The sequence below is a fragment of the Bradyrhizobium sp. SZCCHNR1017 genome, from assembly GCF_032381375.1.
Classification (GTDB): domain Bacteria; phylum Pseudomonadota; class Alphaproteobacteria; order Rhizobiales; family Xanthobacteraceae; genus Bradyrhizobium.
On the sequence record NZ_JAUHIR010000006.1, the window covers coordinates 236,837 to 255,997 of the forward strand.

Annotated in this window: 15 protein-coding genes, 1 tRNA gene and 1 pseudogene; 15 read left to right on the forward strand and 2 right to left on the reverse strand. The window is 64.3% G+C overall.

Translation table 11 applies throughout. The features are described from left to right. Positions 1 to 679 precede the first annotated feature (679 nt). The gene (locus QW863_RS17480; protein ID WP_315715121.1) at positions 680 to 2,056 is read left to right on the forward strand and encodes a cytochrome P450; all 1,377 of its coding nucleotides are present in this window, start codon (positions 680 to 682) and stop codon (positions 2,054 to 2,056) included. A 173-nt stretch (positions 2,057 to 2,229) separates the two neighbouring features. Here the strand turns inward: QW863_RS17480 and QW863_RS17485 are convergent, their stop codons facing one another. After that, positions 2,230 to 3,072, reverse strand: coding sequence for a glucose 1-dehydrogenase (locus QW863_RS17485; RefSeq protein WP_315715120.1), 843 nt, complete (start codon positions 3,070 to 3,072; stop codon positions 2,230 to 2,232). Between the two features lie 181 nt (positions 3,073 to 3,253). On the opposite strand from QW863_RS17485, the gene QW863_RS17490 reads away from it, so the two are divergent. The 10 genes from QW863_RS17490 to QW863_RS17535 all read left to right on the forward strand — a co-directional run bounded on the left by QW863_RS17490 (position 3,254) and on the right by QW863_RS17535 (position 15,381). Next, a complete protein-coding gene (locus QW863_RS17490) occupies positions 3,254 to 4,222 on the forward strand; it encodes a sensor histidine kinase (RefSeq protein ID WP_315715119.1) in 969 nt (322 codons plus the stop codon). 191 nt (positions 4,223 to 4,413) lie between these two features. Further along, positions 4,414 to 6,192: a putative bifunctional diguanylate cyclase/phosphodiesterase gene (locus tag QW863_RS17495; RefSeq protein ID WP_315715118.1), complete on the forward strand. Its 1,779-nt coding sequence runs from the start codon at positions 4,414 to 4,416 to the stop codon at positions 6,190 to 6,192. Positions 6,193 to 6,325: 133 nt separating this feature from the next. Then, positions 6,326 to 7,519: a substrate-binding domain-containing protein gene (locus QW863_RS17500; RefSeq protein WP_315715117.1), complete on the forward strand. Its 1,194-nt coding sequence runs from the start codon at positions 6,326 to 6,328 to the stop codon at positions 7,517 to 7,519. A 66-nt stretch (positions 7,520 to 7,585) separates the two neighbouring features. After that, on the forward strand, positions 7,586 to 8,350 hold the full coding sequence (locus QW863_RS17505) for an ABC transporter ATP-binding protein (RefSeq protein WP_315715116.1): 765 nt from the start codon (positions 7,586 to 7,588) through the stop codon (positions 8,348 to 8,350). Continuing rightward, positions 8,347 to 9,069, forward strand: coding sequence for an ABC transporter ATP-binding protein (locus QW863_RS17510; RefSeq protein ID WP_315715115.1), 723 nt, complete (start codon positions 8,347 to 8,349; stop codon positions 9,067 to 9,069). Before QW863_RS17505 ends, QW863_RS17510 begins: the two co-directional genes overlap by 4 nt. Beyond that, positions 9,066 to 10,076, forward strand: coding sequence for a branched-chain amino acid ABC transporter permease (locus QW863_RS17515; RefSeq protein ID WP_315715114.1), 1,011 nt, complete (start codon positions 9,066 to 9,068; stop codon positions 10,074 to 10,076). The genes QW863_RS17510 and QW863_RS17515 overlap by 4 nt, the downstream gene beginning before the upstream one ends. After that, positions 10,073 to 11,143 carry a branched-chain amino acid ABC transporter permease gene (locus QW863_RS17520; RefSeq protein WP_315715113.1) on the forward strand — a complete coding sequence of 357 codons (1,071 nt, stop codon included), beginning with the start codon at positions 10,073 to 10,075 and terminating at the stop codon, positions 11,141 to 11,143. Before QW863_RS17515 ends, QW863_RS17520 begins: the two co-directional genes overlap by 4 nt. Positions 11,144 to 11,346: 203 nt before the next feature. Beyond that, positions 11,347 to 14,448, forward strand: coding sequence for an EAL domain-containing protein (locus tag QW863_RS17525; RefSeq protein WP_315715112.1), 3,102 nt, complete (start codon positions 11,347 to 11,349; stop codon positions 14,446 to 14,448). A gap of 145 nt (positions 14,449 to 14,593) precedes the next feature. Continuing rightward, a complete protein-coding gene (locus QW863_RS17530) occupies positions 14,594 to 14,998 on the forward strand; it encodes a YccF domain-containing protein (protein WP_315715111.1) in 405 nt (134 codons plus the stop codon). 306 nt (positions 14,999 to 15,304) lie between these two features. Further along, a tRNA-Arg gene (locus tag QW863_RS17535) sits at positions 15,305 to 15,381 on the forward strand. A gap of 189 nt (positions 15,382 to 15,570) precedes the next feature. Here QW863_RS17535 and QW863_RS17540 read toward each other — a convergent pair. Next, on the reverse strand, positions 15,571 to 15,807 hold the full coding sequence (locus QW863_RS17540; RefSeq protein WP_315715110.1) for a multiprotein-bridging factor 1 family protein: 237 nt from the start codon (positions 15,805 to 15,807) through the stop codon (positions 15,571 to 15,573). Between the two features lie 177 nt (positions 15,808 to 15,984). Between QW863_RS17540 and QW863_RS17545 the strand changes: the two genes are divergently transcribed. From QW863_RS17545 to tnpC, 4 genes and pseudogenes are all read left to right on the forward strand, one after another. Continuing rightward, on the forward strand, positions 15,985 to 16,470 hold the full coding sequence (locus QW863_RS17545; RefSeq protein WP_315715109.1) for a hypothetical protein: 486 nt from the start codon (positions 15,985 to 15,987) through the stop codon (positions 16,468 to 16,470). Positions 16,471 to 16,524: 54 nt separating this feature from the next. Beyond that, positions 16,525 to 16,704, forward strand: coding sequence for a hypothetical protein (locus QW863_RS17550; protein WP_315715108.1), 180 nt, complete (start codon positions 16,525 to 16,527; stop codon positions 16,702 to 16,704). 289 nt (positions 16,705 to 16,993) lie between these two features. After that, entirely contained in the window at positions 16,994 to 18,070 is a 1,077-nt protein-coding gene (locus QW863_RS17555) for a phospholipase D family protein (protein ID WP_315715107.1), read from the forward strand. Positions 18,071 to 18,342: 272 nt separating this feature from the next. Continuing rightward, positions 18,343 to 19,046 (forward strand): annotated as a pseudogene (gene tnpC, locus QW863_RS17560) (IS66 family transposase); the annotation flags it as partial. Positions 19,047 to 19,161: the final 115 nt, after the last annotated feature.

Here is a 19,161-nt window from a genome sequence, read left to right on the forward strand (position 1 = left end):
CATCACCATGAAGCGGTGCGCGCCGAAAAACTCATTTCACGAAACACCTCAATCACATCATCCCTGTCCAGTCCTGCGCGCAAAAATATTCTGCTTTCGTTTTTCCGAATCAAGCATACCTTAACGCAGTCCCGTCTCGATTAAGAGGGGCGCTTCGCGGGTCGTCACGAACGTTGAGGCGGGATGCGGTGGGCGTGTCGATGTCGCAGCGTGGTTATCCCGCGCGGACGAACGGCGGCGATGCGCACGGTCAAGTCGCGTGGTCCTGGCACCCCGATGCTGGTGTTACGCTTGCAGCGGCGCTCACGCGTCGCGCAGGCAACGGTGGCCAAAAAGCCCGGCGCACCGGGGAGAACGCGAAGCAGCCGTGAAAACCATCGCGCGGGGAATGCCGGGATGCCTCGGCTGAACCTGTGGTACCTGCCGCCTGCATTTTTTTCTGCAGGCGGGCCATGGGTGCGGCCAGCGCCCGGCATTCCCCGTGCCCTCTGCTTGGGGGGCAGCAAGTCCAGCAGGACTCGGACGCATGAAGCGCGTCGCGAGATCGCCAACGCGTGCGATGCAGCACAACTACACCGAGACGAAATAACGCAGCGTATTGCATGATGGCTGCAACCGCCCTTCAATGATGTGCCGGCGCGTCGCCGCGCCCCGCCGCCTCGAAAACGGAGCCTCCTTGATGTCGATGCAAAGTGTGGCCACGCCATCGTTCCGCCTGACCTCGCCGCGGCGCAACTCACTGACCCATATCCCCGGCGACGAAGGCTGGCCGATCATCGGCAAGACGTTCGAGACCCTCGCCGACCCCAAGGGTCACGTCGAGCGCAACGCCAGGAAGTATGGCCCCGTCTACCGCACCCACATGTTCGGCGAGGTCAACGTCGTGCTGCTCGGCCCCGAAGCCAACGAGCTGGTGCTGTTCGACCAGGCCAAGCTGTTCTCGTCGGCGCATGGCTGGGGCCACATCCTCAACCTGCTGTTTCCGCGCGGCCTGATGCTGCTCGATTTCGACGAGCACCGCATGCACCGCAAGGCGCTGTCCGTCGCCTTCAAGGCCGGGCCGATGAAGTCCTATCTCGCCGGGCTCGACCGCGGCATCGCCGCGCGCATCGCGCAGTGGAAGGCAAATCCGGGCGAGATGCTGTTCTATCCGGCGATCAAGCAGCTCACGCTCGACCTCGCCGCGACGTCCTTCCTCGGCACCGAGATCGGGCCGGAGGTCGACGCCATCAACCGCGCCTTCGTCGACATGGTCGCGGCCTCGGTGGCGCCGATCCGCAGGCCGCTGCCAGGCACGCAGATGGCGCGCGGGGTCAAGGGCCGCCAGCGCATCGTCGCCTATTTCTCGGAGCAGATTCCGCTGCGCCGCGCCAAGGCCGACGGCGACGATCTGTTCTCGCATCTGTGCCGCGCCACCGATGACCACGGCGCGTTGCTGTCGACGCAGGACATCGTCGACCACATGAGCTTCCTGATGATGGCGGCGCACGACACGCTGACCTCGTCGCTGACCTCCTTCGTCGCCCAGCTCGCCGCGCATCCACAGTGGCAGCAGAAGCTGCGCGACGAGGTGACGAGCCTCGGCCTCGCCAAGGACGAACCGATGACCTCGGAGCATCTGGAGAAGATGAAGCTGACCGAGATGGCGTTCCAGGAGACCCTGCGGCTGATGCCGCCGGTGCCGTCGCTGCCGCGCCGGCCGATCCGGGATTTCACCTTCAAGGGCTACGCGATTCCCGCCGGCACCGGCGTCGGCATCAACCCGATGTACACCCATCACATGCCGGAGATCTGGCCGGAGCCGGAGCGGTTCGACCCGATGCGCTTCACCGACGAGGCCCAGCGCGGCCGCCACCGCTTCGCCTGGGTGCCGTTCGGCGGCGGCGCGCACATGTGCCTCGGCCTGCACTTCGCCTACATGCAGGTGAAGTGCTTCGCGCGGCACTTCCTCGCCAACCTCGAGGTCTCCTTCGCCCCCGGCTATCAGCCGAACTGGCAGGTCTGGCCGATCCCGAAACCGCGCGACGGGCTGAAGGTGATGCTGAAGGCGGTATGACCCGCGCGCATTGATGCAGCGAGGGCGCCAGGGATCTTGGTTTGTTGCGGACTCTTTCCCCGTCGTCTTCCTCCTCGTCATGGCCGGGCTTGACCCGGCCATCCATCCTGCTGCAACGCGCGGATGAGAGACGTGGATGTCCGGGCATGACGAAATGTATACTTCGCCGTCCCCTACTCCACCGCATCCCCCAGCAGCTTGCGCATCGCCTGATAGCCCTGCTGCTGCTGGCTCCAGTTGCGGCCGCCGGTGATGGCACCGTCGATGACGAGATCATGGCCGTTGATGAAGCTCGATTCGTCGCTGGCGAGAAACACCGCAGCGTAGGCGATGTCGTCGGGCAGGCCGGCACGCGGAATCGGCTGCGCCGTGGCATAGGCGTTGCGGATCGTCTCCGGCGTCTTCTCGGCCGCCTCGGTCGACAGGCCCAGCGCCTTGCCGAAGATGCCGGTGGCGATCAGTCCGGGCGAGATCGAGTTGACGCGCACGCCGGATTCGCCGAGCTCCATCGCCACGCACTTCGTCAGATGGATCACCGCCGCCTTCGCCGTGCTGTAGACCACCGAGGTGGAGAAGCCGGCGAGCCGGCCGGCGATCGAGCCGTTGTTGATGATGCTGCCGGAGCCTTGCCGCTTCATGTGGGGCGCGGCGTATTTCATGCCGAGCATGACGCTGCGCACCAGCACCGCCATGGCCTGATCGAACCGATCGGCGTCGAGGCCTTCGATGCCGCCGGTCTGCGCCGGACCGCCGGCATTGTTGAACACGCAATCGAGCCGGCCGAAGCGCTCGACCGCGCCATCGATCAATGCCCGCATCTGCCCGTCGACCGTGACATCGGTCTGCCGGAACACGCAGCTGGCCCCGAGCCTGCTCGCCAGCGCCTCGCCCTCGGCGCTGCGCCGGCCCGCGACAACGACCTTCGCACCCTCGGCTACGAAGATTTCCGCCGTCCGCAGGCCGATGCCGCTGGTCGCGCCCGTGATCACGGCGACCTTGCCCTCCAACCGTCCCATTCCCTGCTCCTTCCTTTGCTGCTGCGTGCTCGTTCTGGGCGGCGGAATAACAAGCGCCTGAGTTCCGCCGCGGAACCATCATCCTGCGCGCCAGGTTGCAACACACGCAAGACGGCCTCCATCAACCGGACAAATTACCGCCACGTCGGCCTTAATTTGGTTGCGCAGTTGAGGCTCATGGATGTCCATGACGCGACTCATCGACGACATCAAGCGGATCTGGCGCGGCGAGCAGCAGCCTTCCCTGACATGGAGCTGCATGTTTGCTGCGATGTGCCTGCTCGCAGCCACGGCGATCCGCTACGGCATGGCGCATCTGCGGCCCGACGTGTTCTTCACGCCCTACCTGCCGGCCGTCTTCTTCGCCACCGCGATGGGCGGATCGGGCGTCGGCCTGGCGACGGCGATCGCAGGCGCAGCGCTCGGCCTGACGCTCGATTTTGGCGGCGGTCCGGCCGATGGCGCCCGGCTCGCGCTGATGGCGATGTATATGGTCGTGGCGCTGCTGGTGATCTGGGGCGTCGATCACTACCGGCGCCTGGCCGCCAAGCAGCGCGAGATCGCCCGGCGGCTCACCCAGGAGGAGCAGTATCGCAAGCTCCTGGTCGACGAGCTGCACCACCGGCTCAAGAACAAGACTTCCACCATTCACGCCGTGCTGCATCAGGTGCTGTACGACCAGCCGCAGGTGTGGAGCCGCATCGACCAGCGCATCCGCGCGCTCGCGACCGCGGACGACCTGATCGCGCGCGCCGACGGACAGGGCTGCGACCTGAAGGATCTGCTGGTCTCCGAGCTCGGGCCATATGGCCATGTCCGCTTCGAGCTCCACGGCCCGCCGCTGTTCCTGCCTGCCAAGCTCGCCGTCAGCCTCGCTTTGATCTTTCACGAGCTTGCGACCAATGCCGGCAAGTACGGCGCCTTTGCCTCGCCGCGCGGCTTCCTTCAGGTGTCATGGACGATGCAGGAGGACCGCCTCCATCTGACCTGGGACGAGGCCGCGGGTCCGCCGATCGGTCCGATCGGCAAGCCCGGTTTCGGAAGCAAATTGCTGAAGTCCGTGCTGTCGTCGTTCGATGGCAGGACCGAGACCAGATTTCTCGAATCCGGCCTTCACTGCACCTTGCAGTGTCGCGTGCCACCAAGCTGAACCGGCCGCCGGGCGGCCATTCCTGCCTACCACTTTCGCCGCATGCGCGCGGCCGCGTCGCTGCTCCGATTCAGGAACGGTTAATGACGCCGCGGCACAAAGCTCCGTCATTCCCGAGACTTGGCTCGCGCGTTCCGGGTTTCTACGTAGCGCTTAACTAAAATGAAGCGGGAACTTTGCACAATCGGCGCATGTACTGCAGCGACCGATTCAACTTTTCCCCCGGGCCGAACGAGGGGCTGGGCTCGACCGAGGCCGAGCTGCGCTTCCTGCGCAGCGTCCTCAGCCAGCTGCCGTCGGGCGTCACGGTCCAGGACGAGCACGGTCGCTTTCTGCTGGTCAACGATACGGCCGCCGTCCAGCTCGGCGCCGCCGCCAGCAGCATCGACGGCCTCTCGGCGCCGCATCTCCATAACCGGCGCACGGCCTGCCGCGAGATCCTCGGCCGGGGTCGAACGGTGATCGGCGAGGAAAAAGTGGCAGGCGAGCGCGGCGCGCAGACCTTGCTGACCGCGCATCGGCCGGTTCGCATCGGCGACCAGACCGTCCTCATCTCCAGCTCGGCCGATATCAGCGAGCAGAAGGAGTTCGAGGACCAGTTGTTTCGCGCCGCCTATTACGACGAGTTGACCGGCCTGCCGATGCGCCGCGTGGTCGAGCATCGCGCCGACCTGCTGGTCCGGCGCGGCCGCGTCGACGGACGCTTCGCACTCGCCTTTCTCGACCTCGACAATTTCAAGTACATCAACGACTATTACGGCCACGCCACCGGCGATGCGCTGCTGGTCGAGCTCGCCAAGCGCATCAGCCGCGACCTGCGCGAGTCGGACCTGCTGTCGCGCATCAGCGGCGACGAGTTCCTGCTGCTGCTGCATCCGATCGAGCGCGCCGAGGAGGTCGCCGAATTCCTGCACGCGATGCTGGAACGCCTGAATGCGCCCTTCTTCATCGACGGCGCCGAGGTGTTCGCCTCCGCGTCCGTCGGAGTGAGCCTGTTTCCCGAGCACGGCGCAAGCTACGACGTGCTGCGCCAGAACGCGGATCTGGCGATGTACCGCGTCAAGAACAGCGGCAAGGGCACGCTGGCCTTCTTCTCCAGCGCGATGGAGCACGAGGCGCTGGCGCGCATGAAGGTCGAGCAGTCGCTGCGGCTCGCGATCCTCGAAAAGCGCTTCTGCTGCGCGTTCCAGGCCAAGGTCGACATCCGCACCGAGGAGATCAAGGGCATCGAGGCGCTGGTGCGGCTGCGCGACAATGAAGGCGTGATCCAGGCACCCGGATCGTTCATCAACCTTGCGGTCGAGCTCGGTCTCATCGACGAGCTCGCCCATCTCGTGCTCGACGAGATCGTCAAGTCGATTGACCTGATCAACGACACCTTCGGACCCGAGGCGACGATCAGCATCAACGTCGCGGCCAAGCAGGCGTCGAACCCGGACTTCATGCAGCCCTTCGCCCGGGCGATCGCAGCGACCGGCTTTCCCAAGCGGTTCATGATCGAGGTCACCGAGGACGCGTTCGTGACCCGCAGCCATTTCCAGGACGAGATCGTGCCGCTGCTGCGCGGGATCGGCGTCGGCATCTCGATCGATGATTTCGGCATCGGCTATTCGTCGCTGTCGGCACTCGCCGACATCACGGCGGACGAGATCAAGATCGACCGGTCCTTCATCACCGACATTCATAAGCGACCGCGCAGCCAGGGCATCCTGCGTGCGATCGAATCCCTGAGCGAGGCGCTGGGCATGACGGTGATCGCGGAGGGCATCGAGTCGTTCGAGGAGCTCGCCTATCTGCAGGCCGCGACCAAGATCCGCTATGCGCAGGGCTACTACTTCTCGCGTCCGATCTTCCTGGAGGAGCTGAAGCCGGCGGCCCCGCTTGCAAGCGAAGCGCGCATCAGTCTCGCCAGTCGCCCTGTGCAGGAAAATCGCCAGGTCTATGCGCGCAGCAGCCGCTATCGGCGCTGAGCTTTTGGAGGACGACACCCTTCGACCCAAGGTATGAGCCGTCACGGGCTGCCGCCGAAAGCGCCTTGACCCAGGCCGAGCCTGCACACTATCAGTTGCAGGCAACAGCCGCCAGTAGCTGGGAGGAAGGCTCGTGAAGACGTCACATATTCTCAAAGGTATTGTTTCATCATTGACTGCCGCCCTGCTGGCGACCGCCGCCCAGGCCGATGATCTGAAAATCGCTCTCATCTACGGCAAGACCGGCCCGCTCGAGGCCTATGCCAAGCAGACCGAGGCCGGTCTCCGCCTCGGCTTCGAATATGCCACCAAGGGCACCAACATGATCGACGGTCGCAAGATCGTCATCATCACCAAGGACGACCAGGGCAAGCCCGACCTGTCGAAGGCCGCGCTCTCCGAAGCCTATCAGGATGACGGCGCCGACATCGCGATCGGCACGACCTCCTCGGCCGCAGCGCTGGCCGACCTGCCGGTCGCCGAGGAGAACAAGAAGATCCTCATCGTCGAGCCTGCGGTCGCCGACCAGATCACGGGCGAGAAGTGGAACCGCTACATCTTCCGCACCGGCCGCAACTCCTCACAGGACGCGATCTCCAACGCGGTCGCGATCGGCAAGCCCGGCGTCACGGTCGCCACCCTTGCGCAGGACTATGCCTTCGGCCGCGACGGCGTCGCTGCCTTCAAGGAGGCGCTGGCCAAGACCGGCGCGACGCTGGGCGCCGAGGAATATGTGCCGACCAGCACCACCGACTTCACCGCCGTCGGCCAGCGCCTGTTCGACGCGCTGAAGGACAAGCCCGGCAAGAAGATCATCTGGGTGATCTGGGCCGGCGCCGGCGATCCACTGACGAAGCTGCAGGACATGGATCCGAAGCGCTACGGCATCGAGCTGTCGACCGGCGGCAACATCCTGCCGGCGCTTGCCGCCTACAAGCGTCTGCCCGGCATGGAAGGCGCCACCTACTACTATTATGACATTCCCAAGAACCCGGTGAACGACTGGCTGGTGGCCGAGCACCAGAAGCGCTTCAACGCGCCGCCGGACTTCTTCACCGCCGGCGGCTTCTCGGCCGCGATGGCCGTCGTCACCGCCGTAACCAAGGCCAAGTCGACCGACACCGAGAAGCTGATCGCGGCGATGGAGGGCATGGAGTTCGATACGCCGAAGGGCAAGATGATCTTCCGGAAAGAGGATCACCAGGCGCTGCAAAGCATGTATCACTTCCGCGTCAAGGTCGATCCGAACCTTGCCTGGGCCGTCAACGAGCCGGTGCGCGAGATCAAGATCGACGAGATGGCGGTGCCGATCCGCAACAAGCGGTGAGATAATGGATCGCGTGCCCGGCCCTCGCGCCGGGCACATTCTTACTGGCAGTGACAAGCTGGCGACATGGCCCTTACCCTCGAAACCCGCGACCTCACCATCCGTTTCGGCGGTCATGTCGCGGTCAACAGCGTCAGTTGCAGCTTCAGGCCGGGTGAGCTGACCGCCATCGTCGGCCCCAACGGGGCCGGCAAGACCACCTATTTCAACCTGATCTCCGGCCAGCTGACGGCCTCCTCGGGCTCCATCCTGTTCGACGGCCGCGACATCACCGGTCTCTCGGCGCCGCTGCGCACCCGCGCCGGCTTGGGACGCGCGTTCCAGCTCACCAACCTGTTTCCCAATCTCAGCGTCGAGGAGAACGTGCGGCTCGCTGCGCAGGCGCAGAGCGGCGTGCACTATGACCTGCTCCGCCCCTGGATGGCGCGGCGCGACCTGATTGCGCGCGCGGACGCGATCCTCGACCAGGTCGCGCTCGGCGGCCGCCGCAGCGTCACCGCGACGACGCTGTCGCATGGCGATCAGCGCAAGCTCGAAGTCGCGCTGATGATGGCGCTGGAGCCGAAGGTCTTCATGTTCGACGAGCCCACCGCCGGCATGAGCATCGACGAGGTGCCGGTCGTGCTCGACCTCATCGGCAGGCTCAAGCAGGACACGAGCAAGATCATCCTGCTGGTCGAGCACAAGATGGACGTCGTGCGCTCGCTCGCCGACCGCATCATCGTGCTGCACAACGGACAGCTGGTCGCCGACGGTCCGCCCGCGGAGGTCATCGCCTCGCCAATCGTGCAGGAAGCCTACCTTGGCGTGGCGCCGCGGAGTGCGGCATGAGCACGCTACTGAAGCTTGCGGGCGTCGAGACCTATATCGGACGCTATCACATCCTGCAGCGCGTCGACTTCGAGGTGCCCGAGGGCCAGACCACGATGCTGCTCGGCCGCAACGGCGCCGGCAAGACCACGACCTTGCGCACCATCATGGGCCTCTGGCAGGCCAGGAACGGCACCATCTCACTCGCCGGCGAGCCGATCGAGAGGCTGGCAACGCCCGACATCGCGCAGCGCGGCGTCGGCTACGTGCCCGAGAGCATGGCCGTGTTCTCCGACCTCACGGTGAAGGAGAACCTGATCCTGGCGGCGCGCAACGGCCCGCTCGACGATGCCCAGCTCGCCTGGATCTTCGGCTTCTTTCCCGCCTTGAAGAAGTTCTGGCTGTCGCGCGCCGGCAGCCTGTCCGGCGGCCAGAAGCAGATGCTGTCGATCGCCCGCGCCATCGTCGAGCCGCGCAAGCTGCTCCTCATCGACGAGCCCACCAAGGGCCTGGCGCCGGCGATCGTGGTGTCGCTGATCGAATGCCTCAAGGAGATCAAGCGCCGTGGCGCAACCATTCTCCTCGTTGAACAGAATTTCCACGCCGCGCGCGAGCTCGGCGACCAGGTGCTTGTGATGGACAATGGCACCATCGTCCATCGCGGCGAGATGGCCGCGCTCGCGGCCGACGTGCCGTTGCAGGAGCGCCTGCTCGGCCTCAGCCTGGAGGCGCATCAATGAGCGAGATCGCTGCGACCGAGGCACTGCCGAAACCGAAGCGCGACATCGCGCCGCTGCTGCTGCCGGTCGTGCTGGCGCTCCTGATGATCCCGCTGGTCGGGTCAGCGAGCTCCTGGGTGACCCTGACGGTCGCGAGCCTCGCGATGGGCATGATGATCTTCATCATGGCCTCGGGCCTGACGCTCGTCTTCGGCCTGATGGACGTGCTCAATTTCGGCCACGGTGCCTTCATCGCCGTCGGCGCCTACGTTGCGACGCTGGTGCTGCTGCCACTGGCGGGCTGGGCCCAGTCCGACTCGCTGCTGACCAACCTTGCCGTCCTCGTTCCGGCGGCGCTGCTGTCGATGGGCGTGACCGGCGCACTCGGCCTCGTGGTCGAGCGCGTGCTGGTGCTGCCGGTCTACGGCCAGCACCTCAAGCAGATCCTGATGACCACCGGCGGACTCATCGTCGCCGAGCAGACGCTGTATGCGCTGTTCGGTCCGCAGATCATTCCCATGCCGCTGCCCGCGGCGTTGCGCGGGTCTTTCATCATCGGCGACGTCGCGATCTCGAAATACCGGCTGCTGGCCATGCTCGTCGGCTTCGCGATCTTCGTCGCCATCGAGCTGGTGCTGAACCGGACCAAGATCGGCCTGTTAATCCGCGCCGGTGTCGAAAACCGCGAGATGGTCGAGGCGCTCGGCTATCGCATCCGCCGGCTGTTCCTCGGCGTGTTCATGACCGGCTCGGCGCTGGCCGGCCTCGGCGGCGTGATGTGGGGGCTGTATCGCGAGCAGGTGCATGCCTCGATCGGCGACGAGCTCACCGTGCTGGTGTTCATCGTCGTGATCATCGGCGGGCTCGGCTCGATCACCGGCTGCTTCATCGGCGCGGTCCTGGTTGCGATGGTCGCCAACTATGGCGGCTTCCTGGTGCCCAAGCTCGCCCTCGTCTCCAACATCCTGCTGATGGTCGCCGTGCTGATGTGGCGGCCGCGCGGTCTCTATGCGGTGACCAGCCGATGATGATCCTGTCCGGCGATCCGCCCCGCAGCCGCGCGCTGTCCATCCTGCTCACCGTCATCATCCTGGCGCTGCTGGCGACGCCCTTCATCTTCCCCGGCGCCAAGGCGCTCAACGTCGCCGCCAAGATCTGCATCTTTGCCGCGCTGGTCGCCTCCTACGATCTGCTGCTCGGCTATACCGGCTCGGTGTCGTTCGCGCATACGATGTTCTACGGCATTGGCTCCTACGCGGTCGCGATCGCGCTCTATGGCCTCGGTCCCAACTGGTCATCGGTGGCAATTGCCGCCGCCGCCGGGTTGCCGCTCGCGCTGCTGCTGGCGCTCGCGATCGGCCTGTTCTCGCTGCGGGTCGAGGCGATCTTCTTTGCCATGATCACGCTCGCGGTCGCCTCGGCCTTCCTGGTGCTGGCATCGCAATTGTCGTGGCTGACGGGCGGCGAGGACGGCCGCAGCTTCCAGCTGCCCGAGCTGTTGCGCCCGGGCACGGTGTTCATCGGCAAGGACTGGTTCGGCTTCCCGATCAACGGTCGCATCCTGACCTATTACCTGGTGCTGTCGGCCTGCGCGCTGATGATCCTGGCCCTGCTGCGCGTCGTCAACTCGCCGTTCGGCCGCGTGCTGCAGGCGATCCGCGAGAACCGCTTCCGCGCCGAGGCGCTCGGCTATCGCACGGTCTTTCATCTCACCTATGCCAACTGCATCGCAGCCATGATCGCGGCCTGCGCGGGGATGCTGAACGCACTCTGGCTGCGCTATGCCGGCCCCGACACGTCGCTCAGCTTCTCGATCATGCTCGACATCCTGCTGATGGTCGTGATCGGCGGCATGGGCACGATCTACGGCGCCATCATTGGGGCTGCCATCTTCATCCTGGCGCAGAATTATCTGCAGGCCCTGATGGGGATCGCTTCGACCGCGGCGGCGGACGCCGGACTGCCGCTGCTGCCCGGCCTGCTGCACCCCGACCGCTGGCTGCTGTGGCTCGGCCTCCTGTTCATCGCCAGCGTCTATTTCTTTCCGACCGGCGTCGTCGGCCGCCTTCGCAACAAGCCGGGCGCGGCGCGCTGAGCTGCAAGTACCCCCGAAATTCTGCGCGGCGGCGCCGGAGCAGCCTAGGCCGCACGGTATCCACATGCGGAAATTATCGTTTGCCGCGAAGTTTCGACGCGCGCTTAAGCGACGGCTAACCGCATTTCCTAACCGGACCGGCACCAGTGCCTTGTTATCAAGCGAGCTTGCAACAAGTCATTTCCTCCCGGGTCGATCAAGGCATGCAAGGCGCAGCAGACACGTCAGGGACCGGCGGTAGCGAGCCGGAATGGATTGGCACGTCCCTCTGGCGCGGTCCGGTGCCATGGCTGATCGCGTGCGGAGCGCTTCTGATCGCAGCCATCGTCATCGGGACGATCGTCATGGCCAGCGGTTTTCGGGCGCGTGCGATCGCCAACAACGAGCGCGAACTCGAAAACACCGTACTGCTGTTGAGCCGGCATTTCGCGCAGCAATTCGAAGACGCCGAGACCGCGGTTTCGCATGCGATCCGCCGCATGCAGCTCGAGTCGATCGGTTCGCCGGAGGCGTTCCGGTCCGAGATGGCAAGACCCGAGATCAGCGAGATGCTGCGCTCTCAGGTCAGCGGCCTGTCCTATATGGGAGACCTCACGATCGTCGACGTCGACGGCAATTTCGTGAACTGGTCGTCCAGCGACCCACTGCCGCCCATCAACGTCGCGGACCGCTCCTACTTCAAGGACCTGCAATCGGCATCGCGGCCGGACAGCTTCGTGATCCTGCCGGTCATGAGCCGCGTCACCGGCGGCTGGGCGACCATCGTCGCGCATCGCCTGAACGGCGCCAACGGGGAATTCCTTGGCTTGCTGACCCGCCGCGTGGATCCGCACACCTACGAGACGTTCCTGGAATCGATGGCTCTCGGGAAGGGCTCGTCGATCATGCTGGTCCATTCCGACGGCGCCGTGCTGGCGCGCTACCCGCACGCCGAATCCCTGATGGGCGCCAGGATAGGGAACGACGAGTTGCTGAAGGGGGTCGCCGAGAGTGGCCTGCGCACGACCCTGCTCACGAGCTCCGTCGACAACCTGGAGAAGATCGCGTCGGCTTCCAGGATCGGGCGCTTTCCGCTCGTCATCTCGGCCAATAGGCCGGTCGACGATGCGCTCGCGGACTGGCGATCGCAGATGGTGCTGATCGTGGGTGCGGCGGTGCTTGCGATCGCCGTCATCGCCGTGACGTTCACCCTGATGATCCGGCAGATCGTGCGACAGGGGCGTGCGGCAACGCGTCAACTGGAGACCGAGAAGCAAAGGGTCGAGACTGCGCTGGACAACATGACGCAGGGGCTGATCTCGTTCGACGCGAACGCATGCGTCGTGATGTTCAATCAGCGCTTCATCGACCTGCTCGGCCTGTCCACGGACGTGATCAGGCCCGGCGCCCACCTCAGCGAGGTCATCGCGCACTGCAAGGCGCGCGGATCCTTCAACGGCGACGTGACCGACTTCTGCGCCGACATCATCGACAGAGCCGCGGCAGGCGGCACGTCGCAGATGATCGCGGAGGGCGGAGCCGGCCGCTTCTTCAACATCATCGACAAGCCGCTGGCCTCGGGCGGATGGGTCACGACGATCGAGGACATCAGCGAGCATCGCAGGCTCGAGCAGGAGCGCGACCGCAACTACGCATTCCTGCGCGAGATCATCGACCACATCCCGTCGCACATCATGGTCAAGGACGTTCGCGACCGGCGCTATGTACTGGTCAACCAGTCGACCGAGCAGCGCTTCGGCGTGCCGCGCGAGGAGATCGTCGGCAAGACGGCGTTCGACCTGCTGCCGCGACCGGTCGCGGAAAAGGTGACCGCGGACGACGACCGGGCTCTGGAGCAGTCGGACGGGCTGTTTCTCGCCGAACATCCCTGGCAGAGTCCGGGGCTGGGATTGCGTTACATCACGTCACGGCGCATCGCCATCGCGGATGATGCGCAGCGGCCGCGCTATCTGATCAACGTGATCGAGGACACCACGGAGCGGCGGCTGGCCGACGAGAAGATCGCCCATCTCGCGCATTTCGACGCGTTGACCGAGCTGCCGAACCGCGTGCTGTTCCAGGAACGCATCGATGAGGAGCTGGAACGCGCGCGCCACGGCACCTTCTTCGCGCTGCTCTATATCGATGTCGACGAGTTCAAGGGCATCAACGATTCGCTCGGCCATCATGTCGGCGACGAGCTGTTGAAGACGATCGCGCGGCGCATCGAGGGCTGTCTCGCGCCGGAGGATATGGTGGCCCGGCTCGGCGGCGACGAATTCGCGGTGCTGCTGACCACCGTTGCGGACCGGGACGAGGTCATCGTGGCCGTGAAGGAGATCCTCGACGCGATCCGCAAGCCCTATAAATGCCTGGGCCACCAATTGTCGACCGACGCCAGCATCGGCATCGCGCTGGCGCCCCATGACGGCGTCGAGCGCGACCAGCTGACCAAGAATGCCGACCTCGCAATGTATGCCGCCAAGGCCGGCGGCCGCCGCACTTTCCGTTTCTTCGAGCCCGCGATGGATGAAACCGCGCGCGCGCGGCTGCAGTTGCAGCAGGACCTGCGCCGGGCGATCACCGAAGGCCAGTTCGAGCTGCATTACCAGCCGCTGCTCGGCTTCAGCGAGAACGTCATGACCGGCTGCGAGGCGCTGTTGCGCTGGCGTCATCCGGAGCGAGGGATGGTGCCGCCGCTCGACTTCATTCCGCTCGCCGAGGACACCGGGCTCATCAACGAGATCGGCGACTGGGTGTTGCGCACCGCCTGCGCCGAGGCCGCGCATTGGCCCGCCGGCATCCGCATCGCCGTGAACGTCTCGCCGGTGCAGCTCAAATCGCCGACCCTGGCGCTGCGGATCGCAGGCGCGCTGTCGACGGCCGGCCTTGCGCCCGAACGGCTCGAGGTCGAGATCACCGAGGCGGTGCTGATCAGCGACGACGACGTCGCGCTCGGCATCCTGCACCAGTTGCACGACATGGGCGTGCGTATCGCACTCGACGATTTCGGCACCGGCTATTCGTCGCTGAGTTATCTGAAGCGGTTTCCGTTCGACAAGATCAAGATCGACCGCTGCTTCGTCAGCGACATCGGCGCCGGCAGCTCGTCGGCGATCGTCCAGGCGGTGGTGAGCATCGCCACCGCCAGCAACATGACGACCACGGCCGAGGGCGTCGAGACCGGGGCGCAGCAGACGGCGCTGCGCCAGCTCGGCTGCACGGAGATGCAGGGCTACCTGTTCAGCGCCCCGAAGCCGGCGGCCGAGCTGCGCAAGCTGTTCGGTCCGGAAGCGGCGGCAGGGAGCTTGCAGGCCGCCGGCTGAGCCCGCTTTGCGGCGCCGTCAACGCCTGGCCGCCCCGGCCGAGCCTGCGGCGCGAGGCCACGCAGATTTCGACGACCGGCCCGCTACCGGCCTTGGCGCCGCGTTCCTATATCCGGAGCGGCAACAACGGAGTTGGCAGGTCGTCATGCAGCCGGTTTCCATGCTTCTGAACATCCTCTGGATCCTGTGCGGCGGCGCCTACATGGCGTTCGGCTGGCTGGTCGCCGCGGTCGTCATGGCGATCACGATCGTCGGGCTGCCCTGGTCCCGCGCCGCATTCAACATCGCCGCCTATACGCTGCTGCCGTTCGGCTCGCGCGCCGTCCGCCGCGACCAGCTCACCGGCATGGAAGACGTCGGAACCGGCGTTCTCGGGCTGCTCGGCAACATCATCTGGTTCGTGCTGGCCGGCTGGTGGCTGGCGCTCGGCCACCTCCTGACCGCAATCGTGCTCGCGGTAAGCATCGTCGGCCTGCCCTTCGCCTGGGCCCATCTGAAGCTCGCCGGGCTGGCGTTGTGGCCGATCGGCAAGACCATCGTGCCGGCGTAAGGCGGGTCGGCGGGAGCGGTCCGGCCGCGCACCCCGCCGAACTGCCGCCTCGCGGCGCGAGCGGCCCGTCCGCCTGGTCCGGGGAGCATCCAAGGCCGTTGCCGTCGCCCAGGCAATCGGCTAAACGATTTGCCGTACGCACCCGTAGCTCAGCTGGATAGAGCGTTGCCCTCCGAAGGCAGATGTCAAGCTGTTTTGCGGCAGTGTGAAAGTAAAAAGTCACTTGGGTTTCAGACACTTAAGAAATCGGCGCGGATCGCTTCACAGCCACGAAGTTTCCGCGTAAGCACTGCGTAAGCAGCGCAGGCACCCGTAGCTCAGCTGGATAGAGCGTCGCCCTCCGAAGGCGAAGGCCACACGTTCGAATCGTGTCGGGTGCGCCACCCAATCAAAAGCTCTTTCGCAAGTCGGGAGGATCTCCCGACACATTCCCCGTGACTACCGATCAATTTGCGTTCAGCATCAAAGGCGCCTTCGCGCCCTAGTGGATTAGGTCGTCAGAAGCCAACTGATGCGCTTGAATCGAGCGCCGTTGATCGGGGGCACGCAGGGATCGTAGATCTGGGGCCCGGTTAGGCTTTCGGACTCTTTAGCCTCACGCCCTCGCCTTTTTGGTCCGCATCGAGAAACTCTATACCGGCTTTGGCCAAAGCTTCCTGAACGGCCTGCACCGTACTTATCCGAGAATCCACCACCCCGCCCTCGAGCCTCGCAACGGCGTTCAGGGACACAATCGCCTTGTCCGCAAGTTGCTGCTGGGACCAGCCAAGCAACGCTCTAGCAGCCCGAATTTGTCGAGAGGTGATCATGAGATCACCATCGACAGCCCTAGCAAAAGCGCCACTATAAGGTTATAAATACACCTCTTAAGGGTATTATCCACCCGTATCGGAATGAAATCTCATGTGGATAGCCTTGAGAGTTTCGAGTTGAGCCGTCTGCGCAATTTTCAGGTGCTTGTTGCCGTTCATTGAGATGCGTAAGCAATGAAGACCCCCTCGTCCCAACCGTCCTACGAGCCTCAGACCAAAATCGGATCTCGCTCCGGCAGCCGCGACCGCGACAACCCCGACAAAGCCTATAGACGTTCAGCTTCAGACGTCGCCAACATACGGGTCAAGGCAACCGACGACGATTCAGGCTTGATCATAATGGGCAAGCAGCTCGAAGAGGCTATTGCCAAGATACGAGCCTTGTACGATCCGGCATCACCAGATCATCTCGAAGGAATCGAAAGCATGCTCGCCGAGCTAGCGCCCATAGAGCAGGCCATATTGGCCACACCGGCACGAACCCTAGCCGGTCTGGGCGTAAAAGCTCGCCACGCAGCCTACGTTATTTCCGAATATTGGGATGCGCCGATTGATCAGATCGACTGGGATGCTCGGGCCGTACGTTCCTTGATTGAAGCGGTGTGCGAAGTGGCCTCCATACCATTTTCCTTCGAGCCGAACTCTAAAGAAGTGAAATAGCCGCGCTGTACAGATCTTGCTGCCGTTCAACTTTCGACAAAGGGATTGGAGCGAATGCGCATCGTATCGATCATGGCCGCGATCCTCGAAGAGGAGTTGCGAGCACATGGGATCCGCGGACTAACCCAACTCGACCGCGAAACGATCGTCCACAGCATGATTGAACGCACGGCCGAACTCGAAACAGACATCAGGCAGCGGCAGTTGGAATCACGCCTCGATGATCAGAGCTGAGGGACCGTTAGTCTCTTGCAGACTTCTTTCGAGACGGAGGAGAGGGATGGATTCCCACTCAAAGGCCGCAGGTACCATAAAAACCCTGTAAAGCAAGGCATTCCAGAAAAAGCCGAAGGTTTGTGACCACCTGTGTGTACCACTCGATCGGCCCGGAAAGCCGTCAATCCCGGCCGATGTCGGGACTGCTCAGGGCGGGTCGGATTGATCTCGTGGAGCTCATTGAGCTGGACGATGAGGGCGCGCGGGCCTGCCGGCCGGAGCCGGAGCTTGACGGAAAAGTATCCTCATGAATCAATCGACGGCTTTCGTCGAGGTGATAACGATGGCTCAATTTCTTTCCGGCCCCAAGATTCTTGACGCGATCAACTCCTCGGTTACGCAGGCCAAGTCGACGTCGATCGACCTCGCAGTGGCATACTGGGGTCGCGGCATGTCTGATCAGCTGAAGCTCTTTGAGACCGCTGCGCCCGTCCGCATCTTGTGCGACCTGAACAGCGGCTTCTGCGATCCGGGCGAGATCAGGCGCCTCCTCGCTCGCAAGAAGACGACGGTCAAGACTCGAAACGGACTGCATTCCAAGGTTTACCTCGGACCCAAAACTGTGGTCGTAGGATCGGCCAACGCGTCCAACCGCGGGCTAAAGAACCTGTCCGATCTCGAGGCCGCCATTTCTGACGCGACGTCCGTCGCCGACGCCAGACGGTGGTTCGACCGTCTCTGGGAGGATGACGGGTCCCTCGATGTGGACGAAGAGATCCTCAAGGCGGTACCGCCGCCTCAGGCGTCGCTGACGTTCCTGAAGCTCCTGACCAGGGCGCCAGTGCTCCTCGCCGATTTCAAAATCCATTTCCTGGCGTTCATCGAGCCATCTCGCAAGCGCTCCAACAAGGAGTACGACCAGGCGTGGACGGAGATAAAAGCGCTCCGCCCTCCCGTTTATTCCGCAGCAGAAATCCAGCACAACGGCGACGACCACCCGTTCTACATTGACCACGGCAATACGTGGGCCTTACCTGTGGGATCGTTCGTCGTGAGTTTTTGGCTTTATGCCGATGTCGCAAAGCCGGCCGAAATCGGCGGGGTATACCGCGTCAAAAAGATTGGCGATCTGAACGGTAAGAGGATCGTTTTCGGCCAGCTTATTCACGACACGAACCGCGTGTTTAGCTTCTCGTTTCCGCCGAACGAGCGCCGAGCCGTCAAAAAGCTGATCGACTATTGCGTCAGGCAACGCCGCATTGAAGCGGGGAACCTCGGCGCGTCCTTGCATCATGCGATCGAGATCTCGGCCAGCGATTTGGCCTCGGCGGTGCCGATCGTTCTGGGGGCTGAAAAGTGGGCCTCAAGACAAACGCCAATGTGACCTTGTTCGATACCGCCCAATAGATGCGCTTTTACGCGCCCTGGGGTGGTCCCCGGCTGGTTGCGGTTGGCGCTTTTGTGGCCGCTGCCCGCCGAAGTCGCCGCTGGACGGTCTCCCGTGCGCGAGACGGCGAGCGCACGCCTCGACACGCATATCTATCTCAAAGCGCCATGGCGGTATGGCGCGTAGCTTCCCGTCTTTGACTTCGAATGCGACCAAAAGCCGGTTTCCTGTCCAATGGCCGCGCGGCGCGCCACAAAGACTGCCGCTTCTACTCGCCCGACCGCTCCGGCACCGATCCAGAGGCGCATCTTGCGACCTATGCCCCGGACCCATGCAGGCGGATGCCTATGCCGGCTTCAACAGGCTTTACGAGGTATCGCGCAAGCCTGGTCCGGTCATCGAGGTCGGCTGCTGGGCGCATGCACGGCGCAAGTTCTTCGAGATCGCACGGCTGAAGAAGGCGCCGATCGCGATCGAAGCGATCGCTAAGATCGACGCCCTGTTCGCGATCGAGCGCGAGATCAATGGTTTGCCGCCGCACGAGCGCAGAGCCGCGCGCCATGCGCGCAGCCGCCCGCTGGTCGATGAGCTTCATACCTTCCTGCACGAGCGCCGCGCCAAGCTCTCCGGCAAGAGCGAGACCGCCAAGGCGATCGACTACAGCCTCAAGCGCTGGGAGGTGTTCACGCGCTTCATCGACGATGGCCGGCTGTGCATGACCAACAACGCGGCCGAACGCGAGCTGCGCGCCGTGGCCGTCGGCCGCAAGAACTGGACCTTCGCCGGCTCCGACGAGGGCGGCCGCCGTGCCGCCGCCATCTACACCCTGATCCAGAGCGCCAGGCTCAACGACGTCGACCCGCAGGCCTGGCTCGCCGATGTGCTCGCCAGACTGCCCGATCATCCGGCTAGCAGCATCGCAGACCTGCTGCCCTGGAACTGGAAGCACACCGCCATCCCTGCCGCTGCTTGATCGCTCTGATCAATCGTCTATCCGCGCGGGCTACTCCCGCCTGCGGTCTTCACCGGATGCGTACTAAGCTAAAAGGAAGGCTAAGCCGGAGACCACGTCCGAGTTCGTCGATAGC

Excerpts from the sequence above, each read along its gene's own strand:
- QW863_RS17545 (WP_315715109.1), top strand. The coding sequence starts at position 15,985 with ATGAAGACCCCCTCGTCCCAACCGTCCTACGAGCCTCAGACCAAAATC.
- QW863_RS17520 (WP_315715113.1), top strand. The coding sequence starts at position 10,073 with ATGATGATCCTGTCCGGCGATCCGCCCCGCAGCCGCGCGCTGTCCATC.
- QW863_RS17495 (WP_315715118.1), top strand. The coding sequence starts at position 4,414 with ATGTACTGCAGCGACCGATTCAACTTTTCCCCCGGGCCGAACGAGGGG.
- QW863_RS17505 (WP_315715116.1), top strand. The coding sequence starts at position 7,586 with ATGGCCCTTACCCTCGAAACCCGCGACCTCACCATCCGTTTCGGCGGT.
- QW863_RS17530 (WP_315715111.1), top strand. The coding sequence starts at position 14,594 with ATGCAGCCGGTTTCCATGCTTCTGAACATCCTCTGGATCCTGTGCGGC.
- QW863_RS17485 (WP_315715120.1), bottom strand. The coding sequence starts at position 3,072 with ATGGGACGGTTGGAGGGCAAGGTCGCCGTGATCACGGGCGCGACCAGC.
- QW863_RS17510 (WP_315715115.1), top strand. The coding sequence starts at position 8,347 with ATGAGCACGCTACTGAAGCTTGCGGGCGTCGAGACCTATATCGGACGC.
- QW863_RS17480 (WP_315715121.1), top strand. The coding sequence starts at position 680 with ATGTCGATGCAAAGTGTGGCCACGCCATCGTTCCGCCTGACCTCGCCG.
- QW863_RS17550 (WP_315715108.1), top strand. The coding sequence starts at position 16,525 with ATGCGCATCGTATCGATCATGGCCGCGATCCTCGAAGAGGAGTTGCGA.
- QW863_RS17515 (WP_315715114.1), top strand. The coding sequence starts at position 9,066 with ATGAGCGAGATCGCTGCGACCGAGGCACTGCCGAAACCGAAGCGCGAC.
- QW863_RS17490 (WP_315715119.1), top strand. The coding sequence starts at position 3,254 with ATGTCCATGACGCGACTCATCGACGACATCAAGCGGATCTGGCGCGGC.
- QW863_RS17540 (WP_315715110.1), bottom strand. The coding sequence starts at position 15,807 with ATGATCACCTCTCGACAAATTCGGGCTGCTAGAGCGTTGCTTGGCTGG.
- QW863_RS17525 (WP_315715112.1), top strand. The coding sequence starts at position 11,347 with ATGCAAGGCGCAGCAGACACGTCAGGGACCGGCGGTAGCGAGCCGGAA.
- QW863_RS17555 (WP_315715107.1), top strand. The coding sequence starts at position 16,994 with ATGAATCAATCGACGGCTTTCGTCGAGGTGATAACGATGGCTCAATTT.